The 23169-nt window shown below is 54.8% G+C and carries 20 protein-coding genes; 8 read left to right on the top strand and 12 right to left on the bottom strand.

What is annotated here, in order from left to right:
• Positions 1–125 precede the first annotated feature (125 nt).
• The gene (gene yjeH, locus ACIDEJ_RS10235) at positions 126–1415 is read left to right on the top strand and encodes an L-methionine/branched-chain amino acid transporter (RefSeq protein WP_411987975.1); all 1290 of its coding nucleotides are present in this window, start codon (positions 126–128) and stop codon (positions 1413–1415) included.
• Between the two features lie 9 nt (positions 1416–1424).
• Here the strand turns inward: yjeH and ACIDEJ_RS10230 are convergent, their stop codons facing one another.
• Positions 1425–1889, bottom strand: coding sequence for a tellurite resistance TerB family protein (locus tag ACIDEJ_RS10230; protein ID WP_411987974.1), 465 nt, complete (start codon positions 1887–1889; stop codon positions 1425–1427).
• A gap of 144 nt (positions 1890–2033) precedes the next feature.
• The gene (locus ACIDEJ_RS10225; RefSeq protein ID WP_411987973.1) at positions 2034–2561 is read right to left on the bottom strand and encodes a DUF2780 domain-containing protein; all 528 of its coding nucleotides are present in this window, start codon (positions 2559–2561) and stop codon (positions 2034–2036) included.
• Positions 2562–2743: 182 nt separating this feature from the next.
• On the opposite strand from ACIDEJ_RS10225, the gene ACIDEJ_RS10220 reads away from it, so the two are divergent.
• Together ACIDEJ_RS10220 and ACIDEJ_RS10215 are read left to right on the top strand one after the other, a co-directional pair.
• Positions 2744–3448 (top strand): hypothetical protein, encoded by a 705-nt coding sequence (locus tag ACIDEJ_RS10220; RefSeq protein WP_411987972.1) that lies wholly within the window; start codon positions 2744–2746, stop codon positions 3446–3448.
• A gap of 11 nt (positions 3449–3459) precedes the next feature.
• Positions 3460–4875, top strand: a complete 1416-nt coding sequence (locus ACIDEJ_RS10215; RefSeq protein WP_411987971.1) for a tetratricopeptide repeat protein — start codon at positions 3460–3462, stop codon at positions 4873–4875.
• A 9-nt stretch (positions 4876–4884) separates the two neighbouring features.
• Here ACIDEJ_RS10215 and ACIDEJ_RS10210 read toward each other — a convergent pair whose 3' ends face one another.
• Positions 4885–7011, bottom strand: coding sequence for an EAL domain-containing protein (locus ACIDEJ_RS10210; RefSeq protein WP_411987970.1), 2127 nt, complete (start codon positions 7009–7011; stop codon positions 4885–4887).
• 203 nt (positions 7012–7214) lie between these two features.
• On the opposite strand from ACIDEJ_RS10210, the gene ACIDEJ_RS10205 reads away from it, so the two are divergent.
• From ACIDEJ_RS10205 to ACIDEJ_RS10195, 3 genes are all read left to right on the top strand, one after another.
• Positions 7215–7583, top strand: a complete 369-nt coding sequence (locus ACIDEJ_RS10205) for a hypothetical protein (RefSeq protein ID WP_411987969.1) — start codon at positions 7215–7217, stop codon at positions 7581–7583.
• Positions 7584–7700: 117 nt separating this feature from the next.
• Positions 7701–9029 (top strand): M16 family metallopeptidase, encoded by a 1329-nt coding sequence (locus ACIDEJ_RS10200; RefSeq protein ID WP_411987968.1) that lies wholly within the window; start codon positions 7701–7703, stop codon positions 9027–9029.
• On the top strand, positions 9026–10477 hold the full coding sequence (locus tag ACIDEJ_RS10195) for a M16 family metallopeptidase (protein ID WP_411987967.1): 1452 nt from the start codon (positions 9026–9028) through the stop codon (positions 10475–10477). Before ACIDEJ_RS10200 ends, ACIDEJ_RS10195 begins: the two co-directional genes overlap by 4 nt.
• Before the next feature lie 79 nt (positions 10478–10556).
• Here the strand turns inward: ACIDEJ_RS10195 and ACIDEJ_RS10190 are convergent, their stop codons facing one another.
• From ACIDEJ_RS10190 to ACIDEJ_RS10175, 4 genes are all read right to left on the bottom strand, one after another.
• Entirely contained in the window at positions 10557–11555 is a 999-nt protein-coding gene (locus ACIDEJ_RS10190; RefSeq protein WP_411987966.1) for a hypothetical protein, read from the bottom strand.
• Positions 11556–11625: 70 nt separating this feature from the next.
• Positions 11626–12090 carry a tRNA (uridine(34)/cytosine(34)/5-carboxymethylaminomethyluridine(34)-2'-O)-methyltransferase TrmL gene (gene trmL / locus ACIDEJ_RS10185; RefSeq protein WP_411987965.1) on the bottom strand — a complete coding sequence of 155 codons (465 nt, stop codon included), beginning with the start codon at positions 12088–12090 and terminating at the stop codon, positions 11626–11628.
• 75 nt (positions 12091–12165) lie between these two features.
• Positions 12166–13641, bottom strand: a complete 1476-nt coding sequence (locus ACIDEJ_RS10180; protein WP_411987964.1) for an ATP-binding protein — start codon at positions 13639–13641, stop codon at positions 12166–12168.
• On the bottom strand, positions 13641–14324 hold the full coding sequence (locus ACIDEJ_RS10175; protein ID WP_411987963.1) for a response regulator: 684 nt from the start codon (positions 14322–14324) through the stop codon (positions 13641–13643). Before ACIDEJ_RS10175 ends, ACIDEJ_RS10180 begins: the two co-directional genes overlap by 1 nt.
• A 224-nt stretch (positions 14325–14548) precedes the next feature.
• Here ACIDEJ_RS10175 and ACIDEJ_RS10170 point away from each other — a divergent pair, with 224 nt between their 5' ends.
• Both ACIDEJ_RS10170 and fieF read left to right on the top strand, forming a co-directional pair.
• The gene (locus ACIDEJ_RS10170; RefSeq protein ID WP_411987962.1) at positions 14549–15121 is read left to right on the top strand and encodes a Spy/CpxP family protein refolding chaperone; all 573 of its coding nucleotides are present in this window, start codon (positions 14549–14551) and stop codon (positions 15119–15121) included.
• A gap of 47 nt (positions 15122–15168) precedes the next feature.
• Positions 15169–16056 (top strand): cation efflux pump FieF, encoded by an 888-nt coding sequence (fieF, locus tag ACIDEJ_RS10165; protein WP_411987961.1) that lies wholly within the window; start codon positions 15169–15171, stop codon positions 16054–16056.
• 76 nt (positions 16057–16132) lie between these two features.
• Here fieF and glnG read toward each other — a convergent pair whose 3' ends face one another.
• The 5 genes from glnG to glnA form a co-directional block, all read right to left on the bottom strand.
• On the bottom strand, positions 16133–17536 hold the full coding sequence (glnG, locus tag ACIDEJ_RS10160; RefSeq protein WP_411987960.1) for a nitrogen regulation protein NR(I): 1404 nt from the start codon (positions 17534–17536) through the stop codon (positions 16133–16135).
• Positions 17537–17555: 19 nt separating this feature from the next.
• Complete coding sequence (gene glnL, locus ACIDEJ_RS10155) at positions 17556–18620, bottom strand: nitrogen regulation protein NR(II) (protein WP_411987959.1); 1065 nt, start codon at positions 18618–18620, stop codon at positions 17556–17558.
• 117 nt (positions 18621–18737) lie between these two features.
• Positions 18738–19268: a DUF4124 domain-containing protein gene (locus tag ACIDEJ_RS10150; RefSeq protein WP_411987958.1), complete on the bottom strand. Its 531-nt coding sequence runs from the start codon at positions 19266–19268 to the stop codon at positions 18738–18740.
• A gap of 128 nt (positions 19269–19396) precedes the next feature.
• Positions 19397–21328: an FUSC family protein gene (locus tag ACIDEJ_RS10145; protein ID WP_411987957.1), complete on the bottom strand. Its 1932-nt coding sequence runs from the start codon at positions 21326–21328 to the stop codon at positions 19397–19399.
• A gap of 227 nt (positions 21329–21555) precedes the next feature.
• The gene (gene glnA, locus ACIDEJ_RS10140) at positions 21556–22968 is read right to left on the bottom strand and encodes a glutamate--ammonia ligase (RefSeq protein WP_411987956.1); all 1413 of its coding nucleotides are present in this window, start codon (positions 22966–22968) and stop codon (positions 21556–21558) included.
• Between the last annotated feature and the right edge of the window lie 201 nt (positions 22969–23169).

The following is a 23169-nucleotide window of genomic DNA, read 5'->3' as shown; positions in this document are numbered from 1 at the left end:
TGTTCAACTGGGTTGCATTCCGTCATTTCGTCGGCGAATGTGCCATTAAGCATGTCAATTGGTGCAGATTGCCCGTAATGGACAGGCTATACTGCTACTATGCTAACAGGTGTTTAATTTATCAAATGAATCCCACTTCTGGAACTATAGGACGCTGGCAAGGCGCAGGGCTGATGGCCACCACTTTGCTGGGTACCGGTGTTTTTATTTTACCGCAAATGACCGTCAGTATGGCGGGGCATGGCGCCTTATTGGCATGGGCACTGCTGACGCTGGCCATCATTCCCATCACCGTGGTGTTTGCCCAGCTCGGCGCCCATTTCCCCCACGCCGCCGGGCCGGCTTTTTTTGTTTCCCAGGCGTTTGGCCGGGTGTTGGGCCGAGCGGTGGGGCTGAGTTTTTTGTTGATTGTGCCCATTGGCGCACCCGCCGCAATTATGATGACTTTCCAGTTTTTCCAGGCACTGGTGCCGGTATCGGGCTGGGCCTTGCTGGGATGCGAATTAGCGGTACTGGTGCTGCTGTTGGGGCTTAACCTGCATGGGATCCAGGTCTCGGCCAAATCGCAATTTGCGCTGACCTTGTGCATTGTCACCGTGGTGGTGTTGATGTTTGGCAGCGGCATCAGCCATATGGCCCAGTATCAGCAACCCCAGGCTCCTGTTGAAATGCGTAGCGTCTTGCAGGCTATGGGTTTGGCATTTTGGAGTTTCCTCGGGGTTGAGGCGATGACCCATCTGGCGGCGGATTTTCGGGATCCCCGCAAGGATTTCATGCCGGCCATGATGATTGGCACCGTGCTGGTGGGGTTCATTTACCTGGCCTGCACCTGGTTGCTGTTGCTGGTCTGTTCCGATGCGCCATTGGCCATGATTGATGCTTTTGACCGCTTGTTGGGGGGCCATGGGGTGCAAGTCATTGGCATTTTGGGGATAGCCGGCGGGTTATCCACAACCAATGTCTACACCGCCAGTGTGGCCCGGTTGCTGAGCAGTTTCAGTGAACAGGGGATCACCCCGCGCTGGTTTGCGCCCCGTAACCAGTATCAGGTGCCAGTGCGGGCGTTGGTATTGATCCTGTCATTGATGGCCGTGGTCATGGTGGTGAATTTTTGCACTAATACCCAGCTTGATCAGCTGATCTCCTGGGCCAATGGCGTGTTTGTGGTGATTTACCTGCTGTCCATGCTGGCAGCCGTGCGCCTGTTGGGGCCGCGTTACCGGCTCTGGGCCTGGCTTAGCAGCGCCATTTGCCTGGTGTTGGGCATGGCCCTTGGACACGCCATGATTTATGCCATTTTGCTGATGCTGGTGTTGCTGCCGCTGCTGTGGCTGCAATTAAAATTGCGGCGGCGCATGGCAGGTCGGCAAGGCGACAGCATGCTGGCTGGCAACAAGGAAACCACCGCTCATTGAGCGAGCGGGCTATTTGGGCGTATGCGCCGTGCTTTCAATGGCGCGATTGCGCAGCTGAATGAGTTCTGAGTGCTTCAGATACAACAAATCGGCACAGCGACGGATAATCTGATCTTCATAGCGGCACAGCTTGCCATCGGCGTAAGCCAGACGCCACATGGACAGCACCAGTTGCTGCTTTTGCGCCAGTGAGAAATTGTCGTTGATGAGGGACGTGAACTGGAACAGCGACGTGGCGTTGTGATGATCCCTCTTAGCCTGACGGATTAATGCCTCGGCATCGTCGGCGCCGATATCCAGATTTTGCGCCAGCAACTGGGGCAAGAGGCCGGCTTCGGCTTCATCCAGGTTTTCGTCGGCATACACTACTTCCAGCAGCATACAGGCGGCAGCCAAATTCAGGTTGTGCGCCTGTTGCTGGGGGTCGGCACTCTCCTGCAAGGTATTTAGAAACTGCTTTAGCTTGGCTATCATGCTTTTTGTCCTGACAACATGGGATAAAAGATTAGAATCGGCAACGGCAGCGAAGTTCCTAAAATGCGCGCTTGCATGCATTGGGGCACGAGCTCCCGAGTCAGCGATGGCCCAGGAGCCGGGTCAATGATAAAGCCAGGTGGATTACAGCAGTGCACCCAGTCCCTGGGTTAATAATGAGGCGGTGTTGTTATCTGCTGATTGTGACAGGTAGTTTTTCAAAATCTCCGCCATGGGGGCTATCAGCTCCTTGGAAATCCCCAGTTTGTTAAAGGCATCATATACCATGGCGCTGCCTTGCAGCGTGTCGCTGAGGTTGCCGGCTTTGGATAGCAGGTTGCCAAGACCAGAGTCGCTTCCGGCACTTGGTGCCGCCGATAGCAGGTTACCCACATTGGGAATGCTGTCGGCAATGTGTGAAAACTGGCCAGGTTGCAGATTGGTTTTGGCCAGATTCAGTAAACTGCCCAAACCGCCTTCAGCCTGAGTCTGGCTAAGGTTCAGCTGTGACATGACACTGCCCACCAAATCCGCACTTTGGGGATTGCTGGTGGTTGTGGTGGGCGCCGTTGTGGCTTGTTGCACTTGGGATTTGAGACCGTCCAGCAGGCCGGCATGGGCCGGGAGGGCCAGTAACAGGGCGGCGAGGGTGGCAACAACGGGGATTTTCATAGATCATTCCTTGGTCAGATAGGCAATAACCTTGTATTTTAAGCGTATTGTGCTAGGGGATGCACGGTATTTCCGCGGGCGGCGGCGCAACCGGCAGCATTTATGCTATGCATCGGCTGCGGATTTTCGGTATCCTAGCCACTGGTTGAATCACTTATCATTTCTGCTGTTGGGAACGCTGCATGTCTTTGTCTGCCATCCTCTCCGAAGCTTTCTATTTTTTCCGCAATCATGCGCTACAACTGGCGGCGCTCACATTGCCCCTGTTATTGTTGCAGGTGGGTATCCAGCTATGGCTGGGCAGTGAATTTGCGGCAATGGACCCTGAATCACCGCAAATAGGCGTGCCGCACATTGTGGCTACCCTGCTGCTGTTTTTGGTGTTTTCCTTGCTGATTGCATCGCTGACGCTGTTCATGGAGCTGCGTACCGAGGGCTACCAGCCCGGGGTGTTTGCCGTGCTGCAAAACAGTTTGCCTTTTTTGCCGTGGCTGATGGTGGCCGGGGTGTTTTCCGGCATGGCCATTGCGGCGCCGGTGGTGATGTTATCGGCACTGGGGCCGCTGGGGGTTATTGGATTGGGGATCAGCCTGTATCTGTTTGCCCGCTTGTCCTACGTGAACTTTATGGTGGTGGTTGAGCGGTTGTCACCATTACAGGCCATCAAGGCCAGTTTTGTCTTCAGTCAGAACATTACCGGTAAAACCCTGCTGGTGTTATTGCTGTATTTCCCGTTGATGTTGCTGGGCGCCATGGTGTCCATGACCGTTGAACACGCCCCCATGGCATTGCGGTTGCTGGTGGAAAGCTTTACCGGCTTTATCAGCCTGTATGTGAATGTGGCCCTGTTCCGCTTGTACCGGGTTTCCCGCCAGTCGCCCCAATAACAGGAGAGCGTGTGAACGATATTGAGTTTGTGGCTGGCATCTCTGCGCCGCTGGCAACCGAATACCGTAACGCCAAACGCTATGTGGCGGATGTTCCCACTCAATCGTTGCTGCATGTGCGCAGCTTTGCCCACCAACTGACCGAACTTTTGGCGGCACCTGCCGCCGTCACGTTTGACAGCCCCAACCTTTATAACCGCATTGAGCAACTTAACCGGTTGCGCCTGACAGATGTGCGCGTTACCCGGGCATTGCACCGCTTGCGTGCCGATGGCAACCGTGGCGCCCATCCGGAAAAATACCACCTGCAGCCCGCCCAGTTGCAGCAATTGGCCCGCAAGGCCATTCGCGATGTGCTGAAACTGGTGGAGCGGCTCTATCCCCAACTGCTGCAGCAAGCGGCACCGGCTTACAGGTTTGAGGAGTTTGATGCGCTCAGCGGCCATGAGCTGTGTTTTCGCGCGGTGATGCAGGATGACGCCGAGGCTCAATATCTTTTGGGCATGTCATTCAAGAGCCGGGCATTGATGGCGCGTCAGCAGGAGCAGGCGTTGACTCCAGACGATGACCCCCTGCCGCAGCAGGCTCAGCACCATCTGCAAAAGGCGGCCTACTGGTTTGCCCAAGCGGCGGCAGCGGATCCACGAGCCCTGTTTGAACATGGCGTGGCACTGCTGCATGGCTACCAGGGTGAAGCCGATGTGGCAAAAGGGCAGCAGCTGATTGCCCAAGCGGCACAAGCCAATGTGGTGGATGCCATGGCGCTGCTGGGGTACTTCTACCTGGTGGGGAGTGGCGACATCAGCTGCAATGCGGCTTTGGCGCAGCAGTATTTGAGCGCGGCTGCCGCCAAGGAGCATAGTGAAGCCATGGCCAATCTGGGGGTGCTTTACTATCAACAGGGCGATTTGTCCTCGGCGTTCATGCACATCAAGCAGGCCGCGCAGAGCGGTTATCCCCATGCCCAGTATCATTTGTCGCTGATGCTGGCCCGGGGGGAAGGCTGCGAGCAGGATCCGGCCGCTAGTGAACAGTGGCTGGCAGAAGCCGCCGAACAGGGACAGCTCGATGCCATGCTGGCACGGGCACGGCACATGCTGGATCAGGAATCGCAGTTTGGTCATGACATGTCACAGGCCGAAAGCTATCTGCGCCAGGTGATCCGCTACGGTCACAGTGTGCCGGCCATGATTGAGCTGGCCATTGCGCTGACGGATGGGTGCCTTGGCCGCATTGACGTGGTGGAAGCTGCCGCATGGTTAACCCTGGCCAAACGCCGGGCAAACGAGCAGGAGCGGCAGGTGATAGCCCCTTTGTGGCAGTCGCTGGCTGAGCAGGTTGAGCGGGTGTTGCCGCTGACTCAGGACAAAGAGGAGCGGCGTTCACTGCAACGGGCAAAAGCGTTATTGGCCGACAGCCCATCCTAGCCTGCAATCTTACGCCTTGATGGCTCCAGAGCCCATATGCCGGTGGAAATGGGCCAGGGCAAATTGCTGGGGATGCAGCGGATAACCGAATAAAAATCCCTGAGCCAGCCCCTCCCCCATATGTTGCAGGGTGTTTTTTTGCTGTTCGGTTTCAATGCCTTCCACCACGTAAGACAACTCCAGTGCCTGGGTGAGCTGCACGATGGCGTAATAGAGTTTGCGCCCTTGAGGGCTTTCCAGGTGTCTGGCAAACTCCCGGTCGATTTTCAGTGAATCGATGGGCATTTTCCCCAAGCGGCTCAATGATGAAAAACCGGCACCAAAACCGTCAATGGTGACCTTTAAGCCCAGTGCATGCAGTTGCTCCAGGGTTTGCCAGGCTTGCTTGGGATAATGCTGCAGGGCCGATTCGGTGATTTCCAGCGCCAGTGCCTGGGGTGGCAGCTTGGCATTCTGCAGCGCTTGGGATACCTGCTCCACAAAGTCCAGATGTTCCAGCTGCATGGGCGATACATTGACCGCAATGGTAAAGTCAGGGTAATCCGACTGACGCCACATGGCCGCTTGGCGGCAGGCTTGTTCCACTACCCAGTTGCCAATGCTGACAATCAGCCCGGTTTCTTCCAGCAGGGGTAAAAAATCGGCGGCTTCCAATAATTCATGGGGGGTCTTCTGCCAGCGCAACAAGGCTTCTGCCCCCAGCAGCTGGTTGTCTTTGAGGCGCACAATGGGTTGGTAATAGATGCTGAACTGGCCCAGATTCATGGCATGGCGTAAATCGTTCAACAGCTTTAACCGGTGCTCCGCCGCATCACTCATGCCCTTGTCGTAAAACATGATGTGATTGGCGCTGTGTTTGGCGCAGTACATCGCGGTATCAGCTTGGCTCAGCAGCTGGGATGAGCTGATGCTGTCATCGCTGAACAGGCTGATGCCAATACTGGTGCTGAGATAGAACTTTTGCCCTTCCAGCTCAAAGGGCATGTCAAACAAATGGGCAATCTGCTCGGCAAAGTGGCGTATCTCCTCGCGGCTTTTGCAGCCGGTGAGAATAAGGGTGAACTCATCGCCCCCCATGCGGGCAATGCCGGCAATTTCAATGCAGCCCGCTTCCAGCCGGGCCGAGACCAACTGCAAAATCCGGTCACCCATGGAGTGCCCGAAGCAGTCATTCACATGCTTGAAGCCGTTAAGGTCGAGAAACATCAACGCGCCCAGCCGCTCACCGTTTGCATGCTTGTGGTTGTATGCCATGGCATCGTTAAGCATTTTTTTCATGTGGCGGCGATTGGGCAAACCGGTGAGCACGTCATACATGGCTTGCTCGGTGAGGCGGTTTTCCAGCTGTTTGCGATCGCTGATGTCGCTGAAAATGGTCACCATGTAGGATTTGCCGTCCGCCATCAGCCGGCGGCTGCTTTGCCAGGCGGGAAACTGGCTGCCATCAGCCTTGCGCTTGAATATCTCCCCCTGCCAGAAATCCCGCTCTTTCAGGGCGGTATCGCATTCCTGTTGGTGGATGTCGTCATTTACCTGCAACACGGATAATGAGCGGTGGAGCAGTTGGGCCGAGCTGTAACCCGACAAGCGGCACAGTGCCTTGTTCACCGCCAAAATGCTGTGGTGGGCATCGCTGATAACCACCGCTTCGGCGCTTTCTTCCAGAATGCCGGACAACACCGCCCGGGGAATGGAGGCAAACTCATCATTACGCTGAAGACGGGGCTGCTGGCGCCGGTCAAGGTGTTGAAAGCGCACCAACACCATGGATTCGTTATGCAAGGTGACAGGATACAGTAACAGGCGAGTGGGCAGCTCTTTGCCTTCCCGGTTCAGGTGCAGCCATTCCTGCACCTGGGGTTTTTCCCCGGCGGCTTCAAATAAGCGCTTGGCCTGCTCAATGCTGCTTTGGCCGTTGAGCTGCAAGCGGGGGGCGAAGTCATATAAATTGGAGTTGATGATTTCGGTTTTCAGGCAGGCAAAATAATCCAGCGCGGCTTTGTTGGCTGAGATGATCACCCCATTGCGAAACAGCGCCAGCGGCGTACCGTGGGGCTGCTGTTGCCAGCAATGTAGCTGCGGCAGCAATGCAGGCTCCACTTGCAACTGCGCCAATTTATTTGTCCACTCAATCATCCGCACTGCTCCGCCGCAATCCCGGCATGCCGGGACATCCAAAATATTTGCTGTCTATTTTCTGGGTAGCAAAAAATAAACAGTTTGGTGTTATTCCTCAACCAATATTTTGATTTGTTGTAAAAAAATATTATCAACGATTTATCCGGACAAATGTGTGACTATGATTGACAGATGCAAAGTTTTTACGGGAGTCATAAAGGATGATGAGGTGCACCATGGGGCTGTTATTGGGGTTGTCATGCAGCCAACTGCTGGCGGCTGAGCCCAGTCAGACAGGGAAAAACATCACGCTGCAGGCGGATAAAATCGCCCGGCAAACCCAAAGGCTGGAGCTGCAAAAGGCCCGGGATGCCGCAGCGGGCAACGCGGCACGGGAACAGCGGATTTTGGCCACGTCACAAGCTGCGGGCTGGGAACATTTGGAAACACAAAAAGCGCGGCAACAGTTTGCCGAGCGGCACCAAAGAGAGGCGCCTTATTTACAGGAGGCTAAAGATGCCGCTGCCAAAACCCGCAAGATGGATGCGCCAAAAATGAAAATCATCAAGCACAAGCAACACCAGCCATAAATCCCGGCATATTTACACGCTTTTTTACAAAATGTCGGCCAATGTTATTGGCCGTAAACTTGCCATTGGCTTTGGCAGACCACAAGATAACGGCAATCTTTACCTCAGGAGTACATCATGAAGCGTCAATTGACCGCTTTGCTGCTGTTTGTGGGGCTTTTCAGCGCCGTCACGACACAGGCAACCACCGCCGAGGACATTCAGCAGTTTACGCTGGATAACGGCATGAAAATTATGGTACTGGAGGACCCGTCCATCCCCAATGCCAACATGTACCTGTTCTGGAAAGTGGGCTCGCGCAACGAGCGCCCCGGGATCACCGGTATTTCCCATTTCTTTGAACACATGATGTTCAATGGCGCCAAACTGTACGGCCCGAAAATGTTTGACCGCACCATGGAAGCCGCTGGTGGTGCCAATAATGCGTATACCACTGAAAACGTAACAGTTTATACCGACTGGTTCCCATCCAATGCCTTGGAAACCATCTTCAAGCTGGAAGCGGACAGGATTGCCAATCTGGACATCAATCCCAAAATGGTGGCCAGCGAGCGTGGCGTGGTGGCTTCTGAGCGCACCACCGGGCTGGAAAACTCCAACTGGCGGGCATTGCAGGGACCGGTAAAGGGCGTGGCCTTTTTGGCCCATCCTTACAGCTGGCCGGTGATTGGCCATGAGTCGGATATTGCTGCCTGGACACAACAGGATTTGGTGGATTACCACAAAACCTACTATGCACCCAATAATGCCGTAGTGGTGATTACCGGTGCGGTGACACTGGCGGAAGTCAAACGCCTGGCCCAGCAATATTTTGCTCCCATCCCGGCACAGCAACCGCCAGAAACGGTGAAAACCGTAGAGCCGCAGCAACAGGGCGAGCGGCGCATTTTTGTGAAAAAAGCCTCTGTCAGCACTCCCAACATCATGTTGGCTTACCATGTGCCTGCTACCCGGGCAGAGGATTATTACGCGCTGGACTTGCTGACATCCATTCTCAGCGACGGTAACAGCTCGCGGCTGTACCGTGGCCTGGTGGACAAACAGCTGGCATTGGGCGCCGAGGCTTACATGCCCATGGCGTTTGACCCCAACCTGTTGTACATCATGGCAATAGCGGCGCCGGAGGTGTCGGCCAGCCGTCTGGAGCAGGCGCTGCTTGCCCAAATCAACAGCATTGCCCGTAATGGCGTGACCCAGCAAGAGTTGGACAAAGCCAAAAACATCAAACTGATGGATTTCTACCGCAGCATGGAAACCATCAATGGCAAAGCCAACACCATCGGCACCTATGAGTTGTTTTTTGGCAGTTACCAGAAACTGTTTGATGCCCCGGCGGCATATAACAAGGTGACCCTGGAAGATATCCAGCGGGTTGCCAGCAGCTACCTGCAGCGAGCCAACCGCACAGTAGGTGTATTAGCCGCGCAAGAGGAGGCCGATCAATGAAATCATGTTTTATGAAAACGCCCCTGACACTCCTGTTGGCCAGCGCCATGCTGATGGGATGTCAGAGCACCGTCACACCCGATACCCAACATAAGGTCACTGCCGTTAACGTGAGCCAGGATACCGGTCAATTTGTGCTGCCCGCCTATGAAACCCTTACCCTGGATAACGGCCTGACCCTGCTGCTGATGCCCCAAACAGAGGTGCCTTTAATCACGGTGAATGCGGTGATAAAAGCCGGCAGCGTGAATGACAGCATTGGCGGCATTGCCAGCATGACCGCAGACTCACTGCTGTTGGGTGCCGGCGCTCACAGCAAGCAGCAACTGGAACAAAAAGTGGATTTTCTCGGCGCCAGTTTGAGCAGCGCCGGTGGTCGGGAAGGCAGTTATGTCAGCGCTGATTTTATGGCAAAAGATGCCGACACCATGCTGGGGTTGGTGGCTGATGTGTTGCAGCACCCCCGGTTTGCCCCGCAGGAATACGCCAAATTGCGCCAGCGCACCATGGCGGAGCTGGAACAGGCCAAAGAGAGCCCCAAATCCGTGATTGGCCGCTACTTCAATAAAATGATTTTTGGTCAGCACCCATACGGCAATGCCACTTCCGGCGACAGGGCTTCGCTGGAAAAATTATCCCTGGCGGACGTGAAAGCCTTTCATCAGCAGTATTATCAGCCAGGCAACATGGCCATCAGTGTCGTCGGAGACTTTGACCCGGCGCAGATGAAAGCCAAATTGCAGCAATTGTTTGCTTCCTGGCAGGCTACTGCCACCGTGCCCGCCCAAGTGCGGCACGCCCTGCCGGTGCTGGATAAAACCCGGGTGTTGCTGGTGGATAAGCCGGATGCCATTGAAACCACGTTCATGATTGGTGGCTTGGGTGTGGCCCGCAATAATCCGGATTATGTGGGGCTGTCAGTGGTCAATACCATTCTCGGCGGCCGCTTTACCTCATGGCTCAATGATGAACTGCGGGTAAACTCCGGGTTGACCTATGGCGCCCGCTCATCCTTTGTCAGTTATCGCGATGGCGGCGTGTTCCAAATCAGCACCTTTACCAAGCAGTCCTCTACGGAGCAAGCGATTGATTTGGCCCTGAGCACCTATCAGCGACTGTGGAACAAAGGCATTGATGAAGCCACCCTGGCATCCGCCAAAGCCTATGTGAAAGGGCAGTTCCCGCCCCGTTACGAAACCAATGGCAGTCTGGCGGGATTGTTGGCCGACATGTACCTTTACGGTTTTGATGCGTCTTATATCAATGCCTTCCAGCAGCGGGTGGACAGCCTGACCGTGGCCGATACCCAACGGCTGATCAATCGCTATTTCCCGAAAGATGCCTTGCAATTGGTACTGATTGGCAACGCGGCCAACATTGCGCCCATTGCCGCCAAATATGGCCAGGTGCAGCAGGTTGAGATTAACGCCGTCGGTTTTGGCCATTGATGCATCTGTAACCTGATAAGCCCTCGCTGAAAAAACCGTCATGTCATCATGGCGGTTTTTTCATGTGCATGCCCTGCCGTTAGTTGGTGGCTGGCAAGACCTCACACAAATGAAGCTGGGTGCTGTTGTGTACCAGAAACCAGCGCTGATCCCAGAAGTGAAGGTGTGCCTGGCGCAGATTGATGTCGCCAAGATTCTGCGCCGGGGTCAGGCTGATTCGATGCAGGCATTCACCGCTGTTGAGATGGTGGCACTCCAGGCTTTTTTTGCCTTTGGGGCGCAGCCACACACAGGCGTTGTTTTCACTGAAAACGGCGTTGCCGGTGGCTAATTGCCGTAGGTTGGATTGCAGTAGCAGTTCCCGTTTTTGGCCGGCGCCCAAAAGCTGCGACAGGGAGCTGAGCAAATTGTCGGGCAGTTGATAACGGTAAGGCACCAGCAGTTGGCCATCGGTGCTGGCAGTCCCGTCTGTTGCAGGGCTGCACAAGCCCCAGATGGTGCCATCATTCACTGCCAGCGCGGTCAACACGGGCGGGGGGGTGAAAGATGGCAAGGCGGCAATGGCGGCATCATCCAGTTCCTTGAAACGATTGACGATATGGCAATCGCCATCTTCATTGATGAACAACCAGGAAATGGCCCTGCCATGACGATTATTGGCGCCGCTCATGCGCAGCAACAGTTGTTGATCATCCAGCGCCACCATCTGCAGGGGCGTGAACTGATACTGCTGTCCCTGCAGCTGTTGTTGCCATACTTCGCTGTTATGCAGGGGGTAAAAATCGGCTTCTTGCGTGCTTATTTCCGGCCAGAACCACAAGCCGGATTTCCCCAGCAGTGCCAGCCCGCCACTCCAGCGGCAGAATAGCTGGCTGCCGTCATATTCGGCCAGTGGCAGAGACAATAACAGTTGCAGGTCGGCAACCCGGCGAAATTGCAACAGTGGCTGGCGGGTCTGTTGATCCCACAACCGCAGCACCAGAATCTCTTCGCTGAAAAATGCCACGGTTTCGCAGCTGTAATCACCGGAAAAATTGAGTTTGTGTCGGGTATGAATACGGCTTTTCAGTTTGTTCATGCGGCCAGTTCCTGAACAGGTAGCCCGGTGATTTCTACCCTATCAAAATCCGTCTGGCGAAAGAAGTCACTTAACGCATGCCGCCGTAATCTTGTTGGCGCCAGGCTTCATAACTGATGATGGCCACCGCATTGGACAGGTTCAGGCTGCGGCAACTGCTCATCATCGGAATGCGGATGCGTTGCTCAGCAGGCAATGACTCAATGATTGACATGGGCAGCCCCCGAGTTTCCGGGCCGAATAACAGCACGTCTCCTGGCTGGTAACGGGCATCGGAGTGGGGGCGGCTGCCTTTGGTGGTGCAGGCAAAAATGCGTTTGCCGGCCATGGCTTGCAAAAAGGCCGTGACATCGGGATAACGTTGCACTGAGGTCAAGTCCCGGTAATCGAGGCCGGCACGGCGCAATTTTTTCTCTTCCAGATCAAAGCCCAGCGGTTCAATCAGGTGCAGTTGGCTGCCGTTGTTGGCGCAAAGACGGATGATGTTTCCGGTATTGGGGGCAATTTCCGGTTCGTAAAGGGCAATATGAAACATGATGTTCGCTTAAAAACAGCAGAAAAATGCCTGCCATTATAAGAACAAATCCCGCATCCAGCCATAAGCGGGCGTTTATGCGATGGGCAAGGTGATCATAATTTCCAGCCCGCCTGCCTTGCGGTTGGAGGCGTTAATGGTGCCGTGATGAGCGTTGATGGCCGCCTGGGTGATGGCCAGCCCCAGTCCCCAGCCGCCGCTTTCCCGGTCACGGGCGGACTGTGGACGGTAAAAGGGTTTGAAAATCGCCTGCAGCTCTTGCTCCTCAATGCCTGGGCCATCATCGGTAATGGTGATTAATACCTGCTGTTTGACCTGACGGGCACTTATCGTAATGTCCATGTGGCTGTAGCGGATGGCATTGCGCAGCAGGTTTTCAATGGCCCGGGAAAGTGAACGCGGGTAATGGCATAGCTCCAGCTCTTCGGGGATCTCAATCAGGATGTTTTTATGGCGCTGGGCCGCTTCAAATTCCGCATCATCCAGTACTTGGCTTAAGGATTCGGCCAGTCCCATACAGACCTTGTCTTCCTGGATTTTGAGTTTGGCCCGTGACAGCGCCAGTAACTCCGCAATCATTTTTTCCAGCTGATCGGCTTCGTAGGCAATACGTTCGGCTTCTTCCCCAGCCAGCCCTTTTTTACGGGCCAGCGCCAGTGCCAATTGCAGCCGGGTCAGGGGGGTGCGTAATTCATGGGAGATGTCGCTTATCAGCCGTTGCTGGCTATTGACGGTATTTTCAATGGCGTCGGCCATGCTGTTGAACGCAATGGCCAGCTCGCCGATTTCATCATGGCGTTTGGCGGTGGCATTATCCACCCGGTTACTCAAGTCGCCATGGGCCAGGGCGTGGGCACTGTATTTAAGGGAGCGCAGCGGTTTGCCCAAATGCCATGCCAGCAGGGCACACAAAATGCCAGACAGTAAAATGGCCAGCGACAGCGTGAGCAGCTTGTGCTCAATGAAAAAGAAGAACCAGGGCACCCGGTGCGGTCCGGGAATGCCGCCATATAACCGGTAATGCTGCTCGGCCACGTTAAAAGACAAGGGGCCGAAAAACATCTCATCCCGAAAGATAAACGTGCGGGGCTGTTCATGATCACTCGTAGAGATAAGCAACAGGTTTTTACGCACAATGGGCGGAATTTGCGGGCTGTGAAGCAACCTGCCGTGGTCATCAAACAAAAACAGGTGGAAAGGCTGCCCGTCCATGCTGCGGCGGTGTTTGTTGTTTAGCCAGCCATTACCGCCATTGGGAGACATGGGGGCATTAACCGGCGGCAGTGGCTGGAGCGCTGCCCCTGATGCGGGGGCGGTGCTCAGTTCAGCCTCCGGTGTGGCCAGCAGCTGTTGCAGCCGTTGCGGATGGCGCTGCAGTCTTTTTATGGTCCGCTGCAATGTGCCCATGATGTGGGGCGGTATGGCGCCCGCTTCACGGTTTTGTTGCAGTAAGGGCAGGCTGCCCACGGCCAGAATGATTAAACTGCTGCACAGCCAAAAGCCCAGTAACAGTTTGATGAAAAGCCGGTTAGGAATGAAAAAGGCTGACATCAGGCAATCCAGATATAACCTTTGCCACGAATGGTTTTCACCCGGGGGCGGCCATCCGGTCGCGCGGGCAGTTTTTTGCGCAAATTGGACAGGTGCATGTCAATGCTGCGATCAAAGGGCATGAGCTTCTTGCCCAGCACTTTCTCGCTGAGTTCATCCTTACTGATTAAGTCGCCTGCCTGTTGCACCAGCGCCAGCAGTAAGCCGAATTCGGTGCCGGTGAGGATTAACAGCTGCTCGTTGCAGTATGCTTCCTGACGGGTGGGGTCGAGCCGGATGTCTCCCAACAGCAGCTCGCCGTGTTGCCTATCCTGCGGGGGCGTGTTGGCGCGGCGGATAATGGCGCGGATTCTGGCCACCAGTTCCCGGTCATTAAAGGGTTTTGGCAGGTAGTCGTCGGCGCCGCGCTCCAGGCCAATGACCCGATCAATCTCGTCACCTTTGGCGGTCAGCATCAGTACCGGCGTCTGTTTTTGGGTACGAAGTTGCTGCAGTACGGCAAATCCGCTGAGTTTTGGCAGCATCACATCCAGCAGGATGATGTCGAAATCCTCTGCCAGTGCCAGATTCAGCCCACTTTGGCCATCGTAGGCCATGGTCAGTTCAAACCCTTCCAGCTCCAGCAGTTGCCCCAGCAGTTCTGCCAGTGCCAAATCGTCATCTATCAACAAAATTCGGCTCATTGTAATTTCCTGCAGTTATCGGGTTCTTCTAGATAGTCCAGCAGTATACCCACTTATGCGTCAATTGTAGTTATCCAATGTAAGTATATGTAAATATACTGCTTTTTGTTTATCAGTACTGAATTTACAGTGATTTACCCGCCAGTGCAGCACTATTACAATGCAGGTTATAAAATAAACGGGTCTATTTCGCTATCTGTTTACAACAACCGAGGATGAGCATAATGGTTAAACATCTGAAAACAGGCATGTTAATGATGGCAACAGTGTCTGGCCTGTGGGCCACTGGCGCCATGGCCGCTACCAGTGATAATGCTACAGCACCTGCGGCGCAACCCGCCTGCCAGTGTCCCCATCAGGGGCAGCGGCCGTGCGGTCAGCGTATGGGACCGGGTAAGGGGATGAAAATGCAAGGCGGTTATCATGGCATGCAGGGCGGCTACCATGGCATGGGCATGGCACACCGCGGCATGGGATTGATGGCTCTGCACCAGCTTGATCTGACGGCCGAGCAGGAAACTGCCATGCAGAAGTTATTTGCTGCCCAGCGTGAAAGCCGCATGGCCCAGCGCAGCGAGCGTCGCCAAGAGATGCAGGCTCTGATGACCGCGGCCAAGTTTGATGAAGCCAAAGCCAAGCAACTCATTGAACAGCGCCAGCAATTGCGGATGCAGCATCAGTTGCAGCGGATGAAATTACACAATGAGATTTATCAGTTGCTGACGGATGATCAAAAAGCCAAATTCAAAGCCCAGTTGCAAAAAATGCCCATGTGGAATGCACCCCAAGATTATTAAACTCTGTTAGCATAGGCGCAATGAACCGGATCTATTGAGCCTATGAGATGACATCGAGTTCCCATTATGCATTTTGGGTAAAACTGGCAAGCCGTGCGGCAATTGCCACCGCCACCACGCTGATTATCATTAAGCTGGTGGCGTGGTTATGGTCCGGCTCTGCCAGTATGCTGGCCTCAGTGACCGACTCCGTGGCTGACGTGATGGCGTCTGTGGTGAACTTTGTCGCCATTCGTTATGCCCTGGTGCCCGCTGATCATGACCATCGCTATGGTCACGGCAAGGCAGAACACCTGGCATCACTGGCACAGGCAGCATTTATCATGGGCAGTGCCTTTTTACTGCTGCTCCACGGCGGTGGCCGCTTGATTAGCCCTGAGCCCATGCATAGTGCCACCGTGGGCATTGTGGTTTCGATTATCGCCATTGTGCTGACACTGGCCCTGGTGCTGCTGCAGAAAAAAGCCTTGGCAGCCACATCTAGCTCCGTGGTGGAAGCGGACTCCCTGCATTACAAATCCGATCTGTTTTTAAATGCTGCTGTTTTGTTGGCCTTGGTGCTGGCCCAGTATGGCTGGTGGTGGGCTGACGGCCTGTTTGCCTCTTTGATTGCCCTTTATATCGGTCATCAGTCCTGGGGCTTGGGTTATCGCTCCATACAGGCACTACTGGATAGGGAGCTGGATGAAGAAACCCGGCGGCAGATTACCCATATTGCCTGCCAGGACCCGCGGGTGCAGGGCATTCACGATTTGCGCACCCGCCAGTCGGGGCAGACCGTATTCATTCAGTTGCATCTGGAACTTGACGGCCATCTGCTTTTGCACGAAGCCCATGATATTGCCGTGGATGCGGAAAACCGCATCTTGCAGGCGTTTCCCAGCGCTGAAGTGATTATTCATCAGGACCCTGATGACGTGGTGGAAGCCCGTTAGTGTATGGCCTTTAACGGGACGTGCATGCCCCCAGGGTAAACGTATCCTTGGGGCATGCTGCACCTTTGGCCTGGCATTAATCCATTGAGAGCTCTTTTAGTTTTCGGGTCAACGTGTTGCGCCCCCATCCGAGACGCTTGGCCGCTTCCTGTTTGTGGCCTTGGGTATGCGCCAGTGCGGTTTCCAGCAGAATGCGTTCAAACGCCGGCTGTATTTCGGTCAGCAGGTCATTTTCACCCTGTGACAGCCGTTGATCCAGCCATAAACGCAACGCGCTTTGCCAGTCTTGGGAGCCACCATTGGTGGCGCTCAGTTGGCTGGGCTCCTTGAACAGCTCATGGGGGAGATCCTGTGGCAGGATTTCTTGCCCGGATGCCATTACCGTCAGCCAGCGGCAGGTGTTTTCCAGCTGCCTTACATTGCCGGGCCAGGGCAATTGCTGCAATTTGCCGGCAGTTTCCTTGGTCAGCAGCTTGGCTTCTACGCCAATCTCTTTGGCGGCCTGACTCAGGAAATAACGTGCCAACTGGGGGATGTCTTCCCGCCGCTGTGACAGGGGTGGCAGATGGATGCGGATCACGTTGAGGCGGTGAAACAGATCTTCCCGGAACTGGCCTTTTTGCACTAGGGATTCCAGATCCTGATGGGTGGCGGCAATAATTCGCACATCAACCCGCACCGGCAAATGGCCGCCAACCCGGTAAAACTGGCCATCGGCCAGTACCCGCAGCAGGCGGGTTTGCACATCCAGCGGCATATCGCCGATTTCATCCAGAAACAACGTGCCGCCGTTGGCCTGCTCAAAGCGCCCCTGGCGTACATTGGCGGCGCCGGTAAAGGCGCCTTTTTCATGGCCGAACAGTTCGGATTCAATCAGCTCTTTCGGGATTGCCGCCATGTTAAGGGCGATAAAGGGCTGTTCCCGGCGGGGGCTGTGTTTATGCAGGGCACCCGCCACCAGCTCTTTGCCGGTGCCGGACTGGCCATTGATGAGTACGCTGATGGAAGAGCGGGACAAGCGGCCAATGGCCCGGAATACCTCCTGCATGGCAGGGGCTTCGCCAATGATTTCCGGCGTTTTCAGTTGGGGTTCGGCGGCAATCGGCGAATGTTCGGTAGCGTGGGTGATGGCACGCTCCACCAGTGTAATGGCTTCGTCAATATCAAAGGGTTTTGGCAGGTATTCAAAGGCGCCTGCCTGATAGGCACTGACCGCGCTGTCCAAGTCTGAATGGGCGGTCATGATAATGACCGGAATGTGCGGATAATGCACGTTGATGCGTTCGAGCAAGGTTAAGCCGTCGGTGCCCGGCATGCGGATATCCGACACAATCACCCGGGGTTGGGCGATTTGCAGCGCTTCCCACAGGGATTCGGCGGCGGCAAAACTGGCACAGCTGATTTTGGCGCCGCTCAGCGCCCGTTCCAGTACCCAGCGAATGGAGCTGTCGTCGTCAAGGATCCATACTTGTTCGCTCATAATGTACTCTCTTTGGCAATCAGTTGTCCTGATCCAGGTTAATGGGCAGGGTCAGGGTAAATTCGGTGTGTCCCGGGGCGGAGTTACAGTCGATGCGGCCGCCATGTAACCGGGCAATGTTATGGGCGATGGACAACCCCAGACCACTGCCGTCCTTGCGGCCAGTGACCATGGGATAAAACAGGGTGTCCACCAGAGCCGGGGCAATGCCCGGGCCGTTATCAATAATGGATAATTGCAATGCCAGTTTGTGGCGCTGGGTGCCAATGGTCACCTGGTGGGCCGTGCGGGTACGGATCATGATTTCGCCGCTTTCCTGCTGCTCCAGTGCCTGAATGGCATTTTGCACAACGTTCAAAATGGCCTGTTGCAGCTGGTCTTCATCCATCGGCAAATCGGGAATGGAAGGGTCATAATCCTGGCGTAGGCGAATGTGGGGCGGAAGTGTCACGCTTATCAGGTTCAGCACTTTCTGGATCACCATGTGGATGTTCAGTACCTGATGCTGGGACGGCCTTTGCGGTCCCAGCAGGCGGTCTACCAGGTTACGCAGGCGATCCGCCTGTTCGATGATCAGCGTGGTGAATTCCTGCAGGTGTGCGTCATTCAGCTCTCGGGACAACAGCTGCGCAGCGCCGCGCAATCCGCCCAGTGGATTTTTGATTTCATGAGCCAGATTTCGCACTAAAAACTGTGCGGCCTGTTGTTGGGCATCCAGGCTCAACTGTTGGTGGATGCGCCGTTGTTGGTCCACTTGCCGCAGCTCCAGCAGGCTGCACAGCGGCTGCGTTGGCTCATGCTCCATGGGCACCAGCGTTAAATCCACGGTATGGTGTTGTCCATCCAGTACCATCAGCTGGGCGGTGTTTACCGTCAGCCCCTGCTGCGCCGCAATGGCGTTTTTCAGCACCTTGGGATCGATGCCCAGACTGTGCAGGTTTTCGGTGAGTGGCTGCTCTTGCAGTTTATGCGCTGACAGCCCCAGTAGTTGCTCCGCTGCCGCGTTGACATAGGTGGGCTGCAGTTTTTCGTCGATAACGAGTACCGCTGTCAGTAGATGATTGAGCAGTAAATTGGTGTCCATCGGCATATTCCCCGCTCGCTTGCACCATAATAGTGCGCCATTCTGGTGCTAGCCGCAAGTGGCAGCCGCGTGTCAATGTGATTAAAAAAGAATAAATAACTATATGAATTATAACAGTTATCCTTTTCTGTTTTTAACCCCTGGCGCAGGAAATGCGGGTTTAATCAACCCGGCTTGGTGCAAAAAAATAGTAATCTCTGAGCTGGATGCAAGGATTTTGCCGTTTTGCTGAACCACCTTTAACTGCAGCCGGTGTTCACCCCTGTCAATGTTGTTCAATGCAAAAACGGTGGAGTGCTGGGCATCGGTGGTGGCAACGCCATCAATGTAAAGCTGCAGGTAATGTCCCGAGGCCAGCGATGGCTGCACCGTGCCGCTAACGGTAAAGTCGCCGGCATTGTCGCGAATGGTTTGTTCATGCTCCGGGGAGATAATGCTCACCTGATACCGGGGCTTGTTTTCCGTGGATGTTGTTGTGGCTGCCGGGATGGATGGCACGGGCGCCATGGACAGTTGGTTGTCCGTATTACTGCCAAGCTGCACCTGTTGGGCGTTGGTGTGGGGCTGGTCGCTGTAATGGACGTTGCCGTCCTTATCCACCCATTTGTATACCGTGGCCTGTACCGCCATGGATAATAGACACAACATTATCAGCAAACCGCGCATAACCTGTTCCTGTGATTGGTTATTATTCTGTTAAGCCTAGCCTGTTACCTGGGGCTTGCCCAGCAAAAAACCGTGGAAAGCGCCACGGTTTTCAGGGGGGGATAACCTTGCTATGGCGTAAGCTGGAAAGGCCGTTGCCAATGCAGCCAGGAATATAGCTGGGTGATGTCTTGCGCCAACCATTGATGCACTTCATCGCTGATGGTCAGGGTATGGGGCAGTTCTGACCATTGGGGTTGCAGCCGTTGGCGGAACAGCATCGGCCAGGCGGCCAGCTGCTGGCTGGCACTCAGCAACTGGGGCTGTTGTCCCTGGCGTGCCAGCACCACCAGGGTGCAGTGCAGTGTCAGCCCCAGCCATAAAAAGCTTTGCCAATCCTGCAGCTCACGGGCGGAGGTGTTGGGTTCCAGCTTCATGTAGCTCACTTCCATGCTGAGCTGGCGCAGGGCGGCATGGGCTTGCCAACGCAGGGCACTGCCGGTTTCGCCATCAGCAATGCTTTGCAGCCATTGTTGTTCCAGCGTGACAAAATGGCATACATAGTTATCCAGCCAGCGGCGGGTCCAGCTGGGAATGAACAGGTACATGGCCAGCACCGCCAGTACCACCCCGGTCAGGGTGTCCAGCGCCCGGTAAAATGCGATGTAGGGTTCGGCGGGCAGCAACAGGGTAATGGCGAACACCATCATGACCGTCAGCCAGAACACATGGATTTCATAACGGGCTTTATAGTAGGTGGCAAACGCCAGAAACAGGGTAAGGCAGGTGGCAGGCAGCAGCCAGGCACCGCTGCCCAGGTACCACACCAACCCCAGCGCCAGTATCGAACCCAGCAAGGTGCCGTAAAACCGCCCCCAGATGCGCAGTTGCAATTGTCCCAGCGGAGCGGTCATCAGCACGATAAAAGCGGTCAGCGTGACCCAGTACCCCTGTTGAAACGGCAACAGCGCCACCACCAGCTGACAGCATAACAGGGTGAACAGGATCCGCAGGCCGTGGTGCCACTCCCGGGACCCTTTTTGCAAGGCCTTGCGCCACTGGGTGCGGATGCTGTCTGCATCGGAGGGCCAGATGAGTTTCAGTGTGGCCCGCCAGTTTTCCGGTAACGGATTGCTCTTTTGCAGGGCTTGCTGGATTTGTTGCTCAATGATCACCAGCGTTGGGTGCTGTCCGGTGCCCTGTGGCAGGGTAGGCAAGGGCGCATTTTTCGTTAAAAAGTCATCAAAGCCGGTGGCAAACCGGTGCAGATAGTGCTGCAGGCTGGCGGCATTGGCGGTGGAGGTTTCATGCTGGCGTATGCGGCCAATCTCTTCCATGGCTTCAATCAAGAGCATATGTGTGCGCAAACTGCTGGCAATGCGAGTGACCGCGGCGGTATCGGGCATTTCCTGTAACCAGTGCGCCAGCACTGCGATGGCATCGTCCAGCTGTTCGCGCAAGGCCAGTCGCTTGCCCACATTGGCTGCATCTGAATGCCCCACAATGGCGCACCAGTTCACGAACGGCTGGGTGACTTTGGCCAGAAGCTGCTGCCCCTGGCGGATGGATAGCCAAGGCCCGGCAATCACCGCACTGAGCATGGCACTCCAGCTGCCAAAGGTGGTGGACAGCAGCACCATCAGCCACGGAGTGTCGGTTTCCAGCAGGTGAATGGCACAGATAAGGGAAAAACCGGCATTGTAGGTTAATAGCTGGATGTATTTGCGCTGGTTGGAACACAGGCCATACAACAGTCCTATCAGCATGAGGATGGCTATCCCCAACAGTGGCTGGATGAGGTGGAACATGGCCAAGCCGGCACTGATACAACACAGCAGTGCCGACAAGCTGAGCATGGTCAGGCGCTTGGGATAGGCAAGATTTCGCCCTTGTACGCCCACCAGCCAGGCACAGATCAGCGCATTGACCCCACTGGCAGTATCCCCCACTGCGGAAAACAGCAGCAAGCCGGCCATCATGGGCAGGCCGATACGCAACCCTTCAGGCAGCTCGGAACGATCCGGTAACCAGTGCAGCACCAGTTTGACTAATTTTGACAACATCAGAAGTGAATAAGCGGGATGGAATAACGAGTGGCTATTTTAATCCATTCTGCCGGGGGATTTCAGGGTAAAAACCAGATATTTTTTATGGGATAGGCAGCGGGCCAAAAGCGCCGCAGGACATGCACCAATCGGCATGGGGATAAAATGAGTGCCCCGGGATATACCCGGGGCTTTATTATTATACTCCGATGGCTTGACTCATCGGGTTGATTGCAGGGCAATACTTACAGGCTGTAGTACAGCTCAAATTCCACAGGGTGAGTGGTGCGGTTCACTTTTTCAGACTCAGTGGTTTTCAGTGCAATGTATGAATCGATAAAGTCATCGGTAAATACACCGCCTTTGGTAAGGAACTCACGGTCCCCATCCAGCGCTTCCAGCGCCACATCCAGAGACTCGGCCACAGTTGGAATGGCCAGGGCTTCTTCTGCAGGCAGGTCGTACAAATCCTTGTCCATGGCATCGCCAGGGTGGATTTTGTTCTGGATACCGTCAAGACCTGCCATCATCAGTGCCGCAAAGGCCAGGTATGGGTTGGCCATCGGGTCAGGGAAGCGGGTTTCGATACGGCGAGCCTTTGGTGATGGCACTACCGGAATACGGATGGAAGCACTACGGTTACGGGCTGAGTAAGCCAGCATGACAGGGGCTTCGAAATGAGGCACCAAACGCTTGTAAGAGTTGGTACTTGGGTTGGTGAAGGCGTTCAGGGCACGGGCGTGCTTGATGATACCGCCAATATAGTACAGGCAGGTTTCAGACAGGCCGGCATATTTGTCACCTGCAAACAGGTTAACCCCGTCTTTGGACAGTGACTGATGCACATGCATGCCGCTACCGTTATCGCCCATGATGGGTTTTGGCATGAAGGTAGCGGTTTTGCCGTAGGCGTGTGCCATGTTGTGTACCACATACTTCAAGGTGAGGATTTCATCCGCCTTGGCAGTCAGGGTGTTAAAACGGGTGGCGATTTCATTCTGGCCGGCAGTGGCCACTTCGTGGTGGTGAGCTTCAACCACCTGACCCATCTCTTCCAGTACCAGACAGGTAGCACTACGCCAGTCCTGTGAAGAATCCACTGGAGGCACTGGGAAATAACCGCCTTTTACCATGGGACGGTGACCGGTGTTGCCGTCTTCAAATTCGTCTTTTGAGCTCCAGGCAGCTTCCTTGGCACCAATCTTGTAGAAGTTGCCAGACATGTCTGCGCCAAAACGCACGTCGTCAAACACGAAGAATTCAGGTTCCGGGCCAATCAATACGGTGTCGGCAATACCGGTAGCCTTCAGGTAATCTTCGGCTCTTTTGGCAATGGAGCGCGGGTCGCGGTCATAACCCTGCATGGTGGCAGGTTCCAGAATGTCACAGCGGATGATGGCGGTGGTTTCTTCAGTGAATGGGTCCAGCACAAACGTTGTTGGATCTGGCATCAGCACCATGTCGGATTCGTTAATGCCTTTCCAGCCGGCAATGGAAGAACCGTCAAACATCTTACCATCTTCAAAAAAGTCAGCGTCTACCTGATGGGCAGGTACAGACACGTGCTGTTCTTTGCCTTTGGTATCTACAAAACGCAAATCAACAAACTTTACTTCCAACTCTTCGAGCTGGGTTAAAACGGATTCAACTGATGACATTCTCAAGCCTCCGGATAGGGTGTGGTTTTATTCCCTTTGTCAACGATGTATAAGCTCTGCGCCGGGCTCTGCCTATAATTGAAATAACCTAAGCGAGAGTTATGCCAGATTTTTAACATATTGAAATAAAAGGGTATGTTCGAATATGGGGCAAATAAAACAGTTAAGAATGCACTTTTTTGGTGCGTTGTTGCCATATCT

It is taken from the genome of Shewanella mytili (assembly GCF_046765975.1).
GTDB lineage: Bacteria > Pseudomonadota > Gammaproteobacteria > Enterobacterales > Shewanellaceae > Shewanella > Shewanella mytili.
This window is presented reverse-complemented; position numbering and strand designations above follow the sequence as displayed.

Coding starts and splice junctions, on each gene's coding strand:
- yjeH (WP_411987975.1), top strand. CDS start 126: ATGAATCCCACTTCTGGAACTATAGGACGCTGGCAAGGCGCAGGGCTG.
- ACIDEJ_RS10230 (WP_411987974.1), bottom strand. CDS start 1,889: ATGATAGCCAAGCTAAAGCAGTTTCTAAATACCTTGCAGGAGAGTGCC.
- ACIDEJ_RS10225 (WP_411987973.1), bottom strand. CDS start 2,561: ATGAAAATCCCCGTTGTTGCCACCCTCGCCGCCCTGTTACTGGCCCTC.
- ACIDEJ_RS10220 (WP_411987972.1), top strand. CDS start 2,744: ATGTCTTTGTCTGCCATCCTCTCCGAAGCTTTCTATTTTTTCCGCAAT.
- ACIDEJ_RS10210 (WP_411987970.1), bottom strand. CDS start 7,011: ATGATTGAGTGGACAAATAAATTGGCGCAGTTGCAAGTGGAGCCTGCA.
- ACIDEJ_RS10205 (WP_411987969.1), top strand. CDS start 7,215: ATGATGAGGTGCACCATGGGGCTGTTATTGGGGTTGTCATGCAGCCAA.
- ACIDEJ_RS10200 (WP_411987968.1), top strand. CDS start 7,701: ATGAAGCGTCAATTGACCGCTTTGCTGCTGTTTGTGGGGCTTTTCAGC.
- ACIDEJ_RS10195 (WP_411987967.1), top strand. CDS start 9,026: ATGAAATCATGTTTTATGAAAACGCCCCTGACACTCCTGTTGGCCAGC.
- ACIDEJ_RS10190 (WP_411987966.1), bottom strand. CDS start 11,555: ATGAACAAACTGAAAAGCCGTATTCATACCCGACACAAACTCAATTTT.
- trmL (WP_411987965.1), bottom strand. CDS start 12,090: ATGTTTCATATTGCCCTTTACGAACCGGAAATTGCCCCCAATACCGGA.
- ACIDEJ_RS10180 (WP_411987964.1), bottom strand. CDS start 13,641: ATGTCAGCCTTTTTCATTCCTAACCGGCTTTTCATCAAACTGTTACTG.
- ACIDEJ_RS10175 (WP_411987963.1), bottom strand. CDS start 14,324: ATGAGCCGAATTTTGTTGATAGATGACGATTTGGCACTGGCAGAACTG.
- ACIDEJ_RS10170 (WP_411987962.1), top strand. CDS start 14,549: ATGGTTAAACATCTGAAAACAGGCATGTTAATGATGGCAACAGTGTCT.
- fieF (WP_411987961.1), top strand. CDS start 15,169: ATGACATCGAGTTCCCATTATGCATTTTGGGTAAAACTGGCAAGCCGT.
- glnG (WP_411987960.1), bottom strand. CDS start 17,536: ATGAGCGAACAAGTATGGATCCTTGACGACGACAGCTCCATTCGCTGG.
- glnL (WP_411987959.1), bottom strand. CDS start 18,620: ATGGACACCAATTTACTGCTCAATCATCTACTGACAGCGGTACTCGTT.
- ACIDEJ_RS10150 (WP_411987958.1), bottom strand. CDS start 19,268: ATGTTGTGTCTATTATCCATGGCGGTACAGGCCACGGTATACAAATGG.
- ACIDEJ_RS10145 (WP_411987957.1), bottom strand. CDS start 21,328: ATGTTGTCAAAATTAGTCAAACTGGTGCTGCACTGGTTACCGGATCGT.
- glnA (WP_411987956.1), bottom strand. CDS start 22,968: ATGTCATCAGTTGAATCCGTTTTAACCCAGCTCGAAGAGTTGGAAGTA.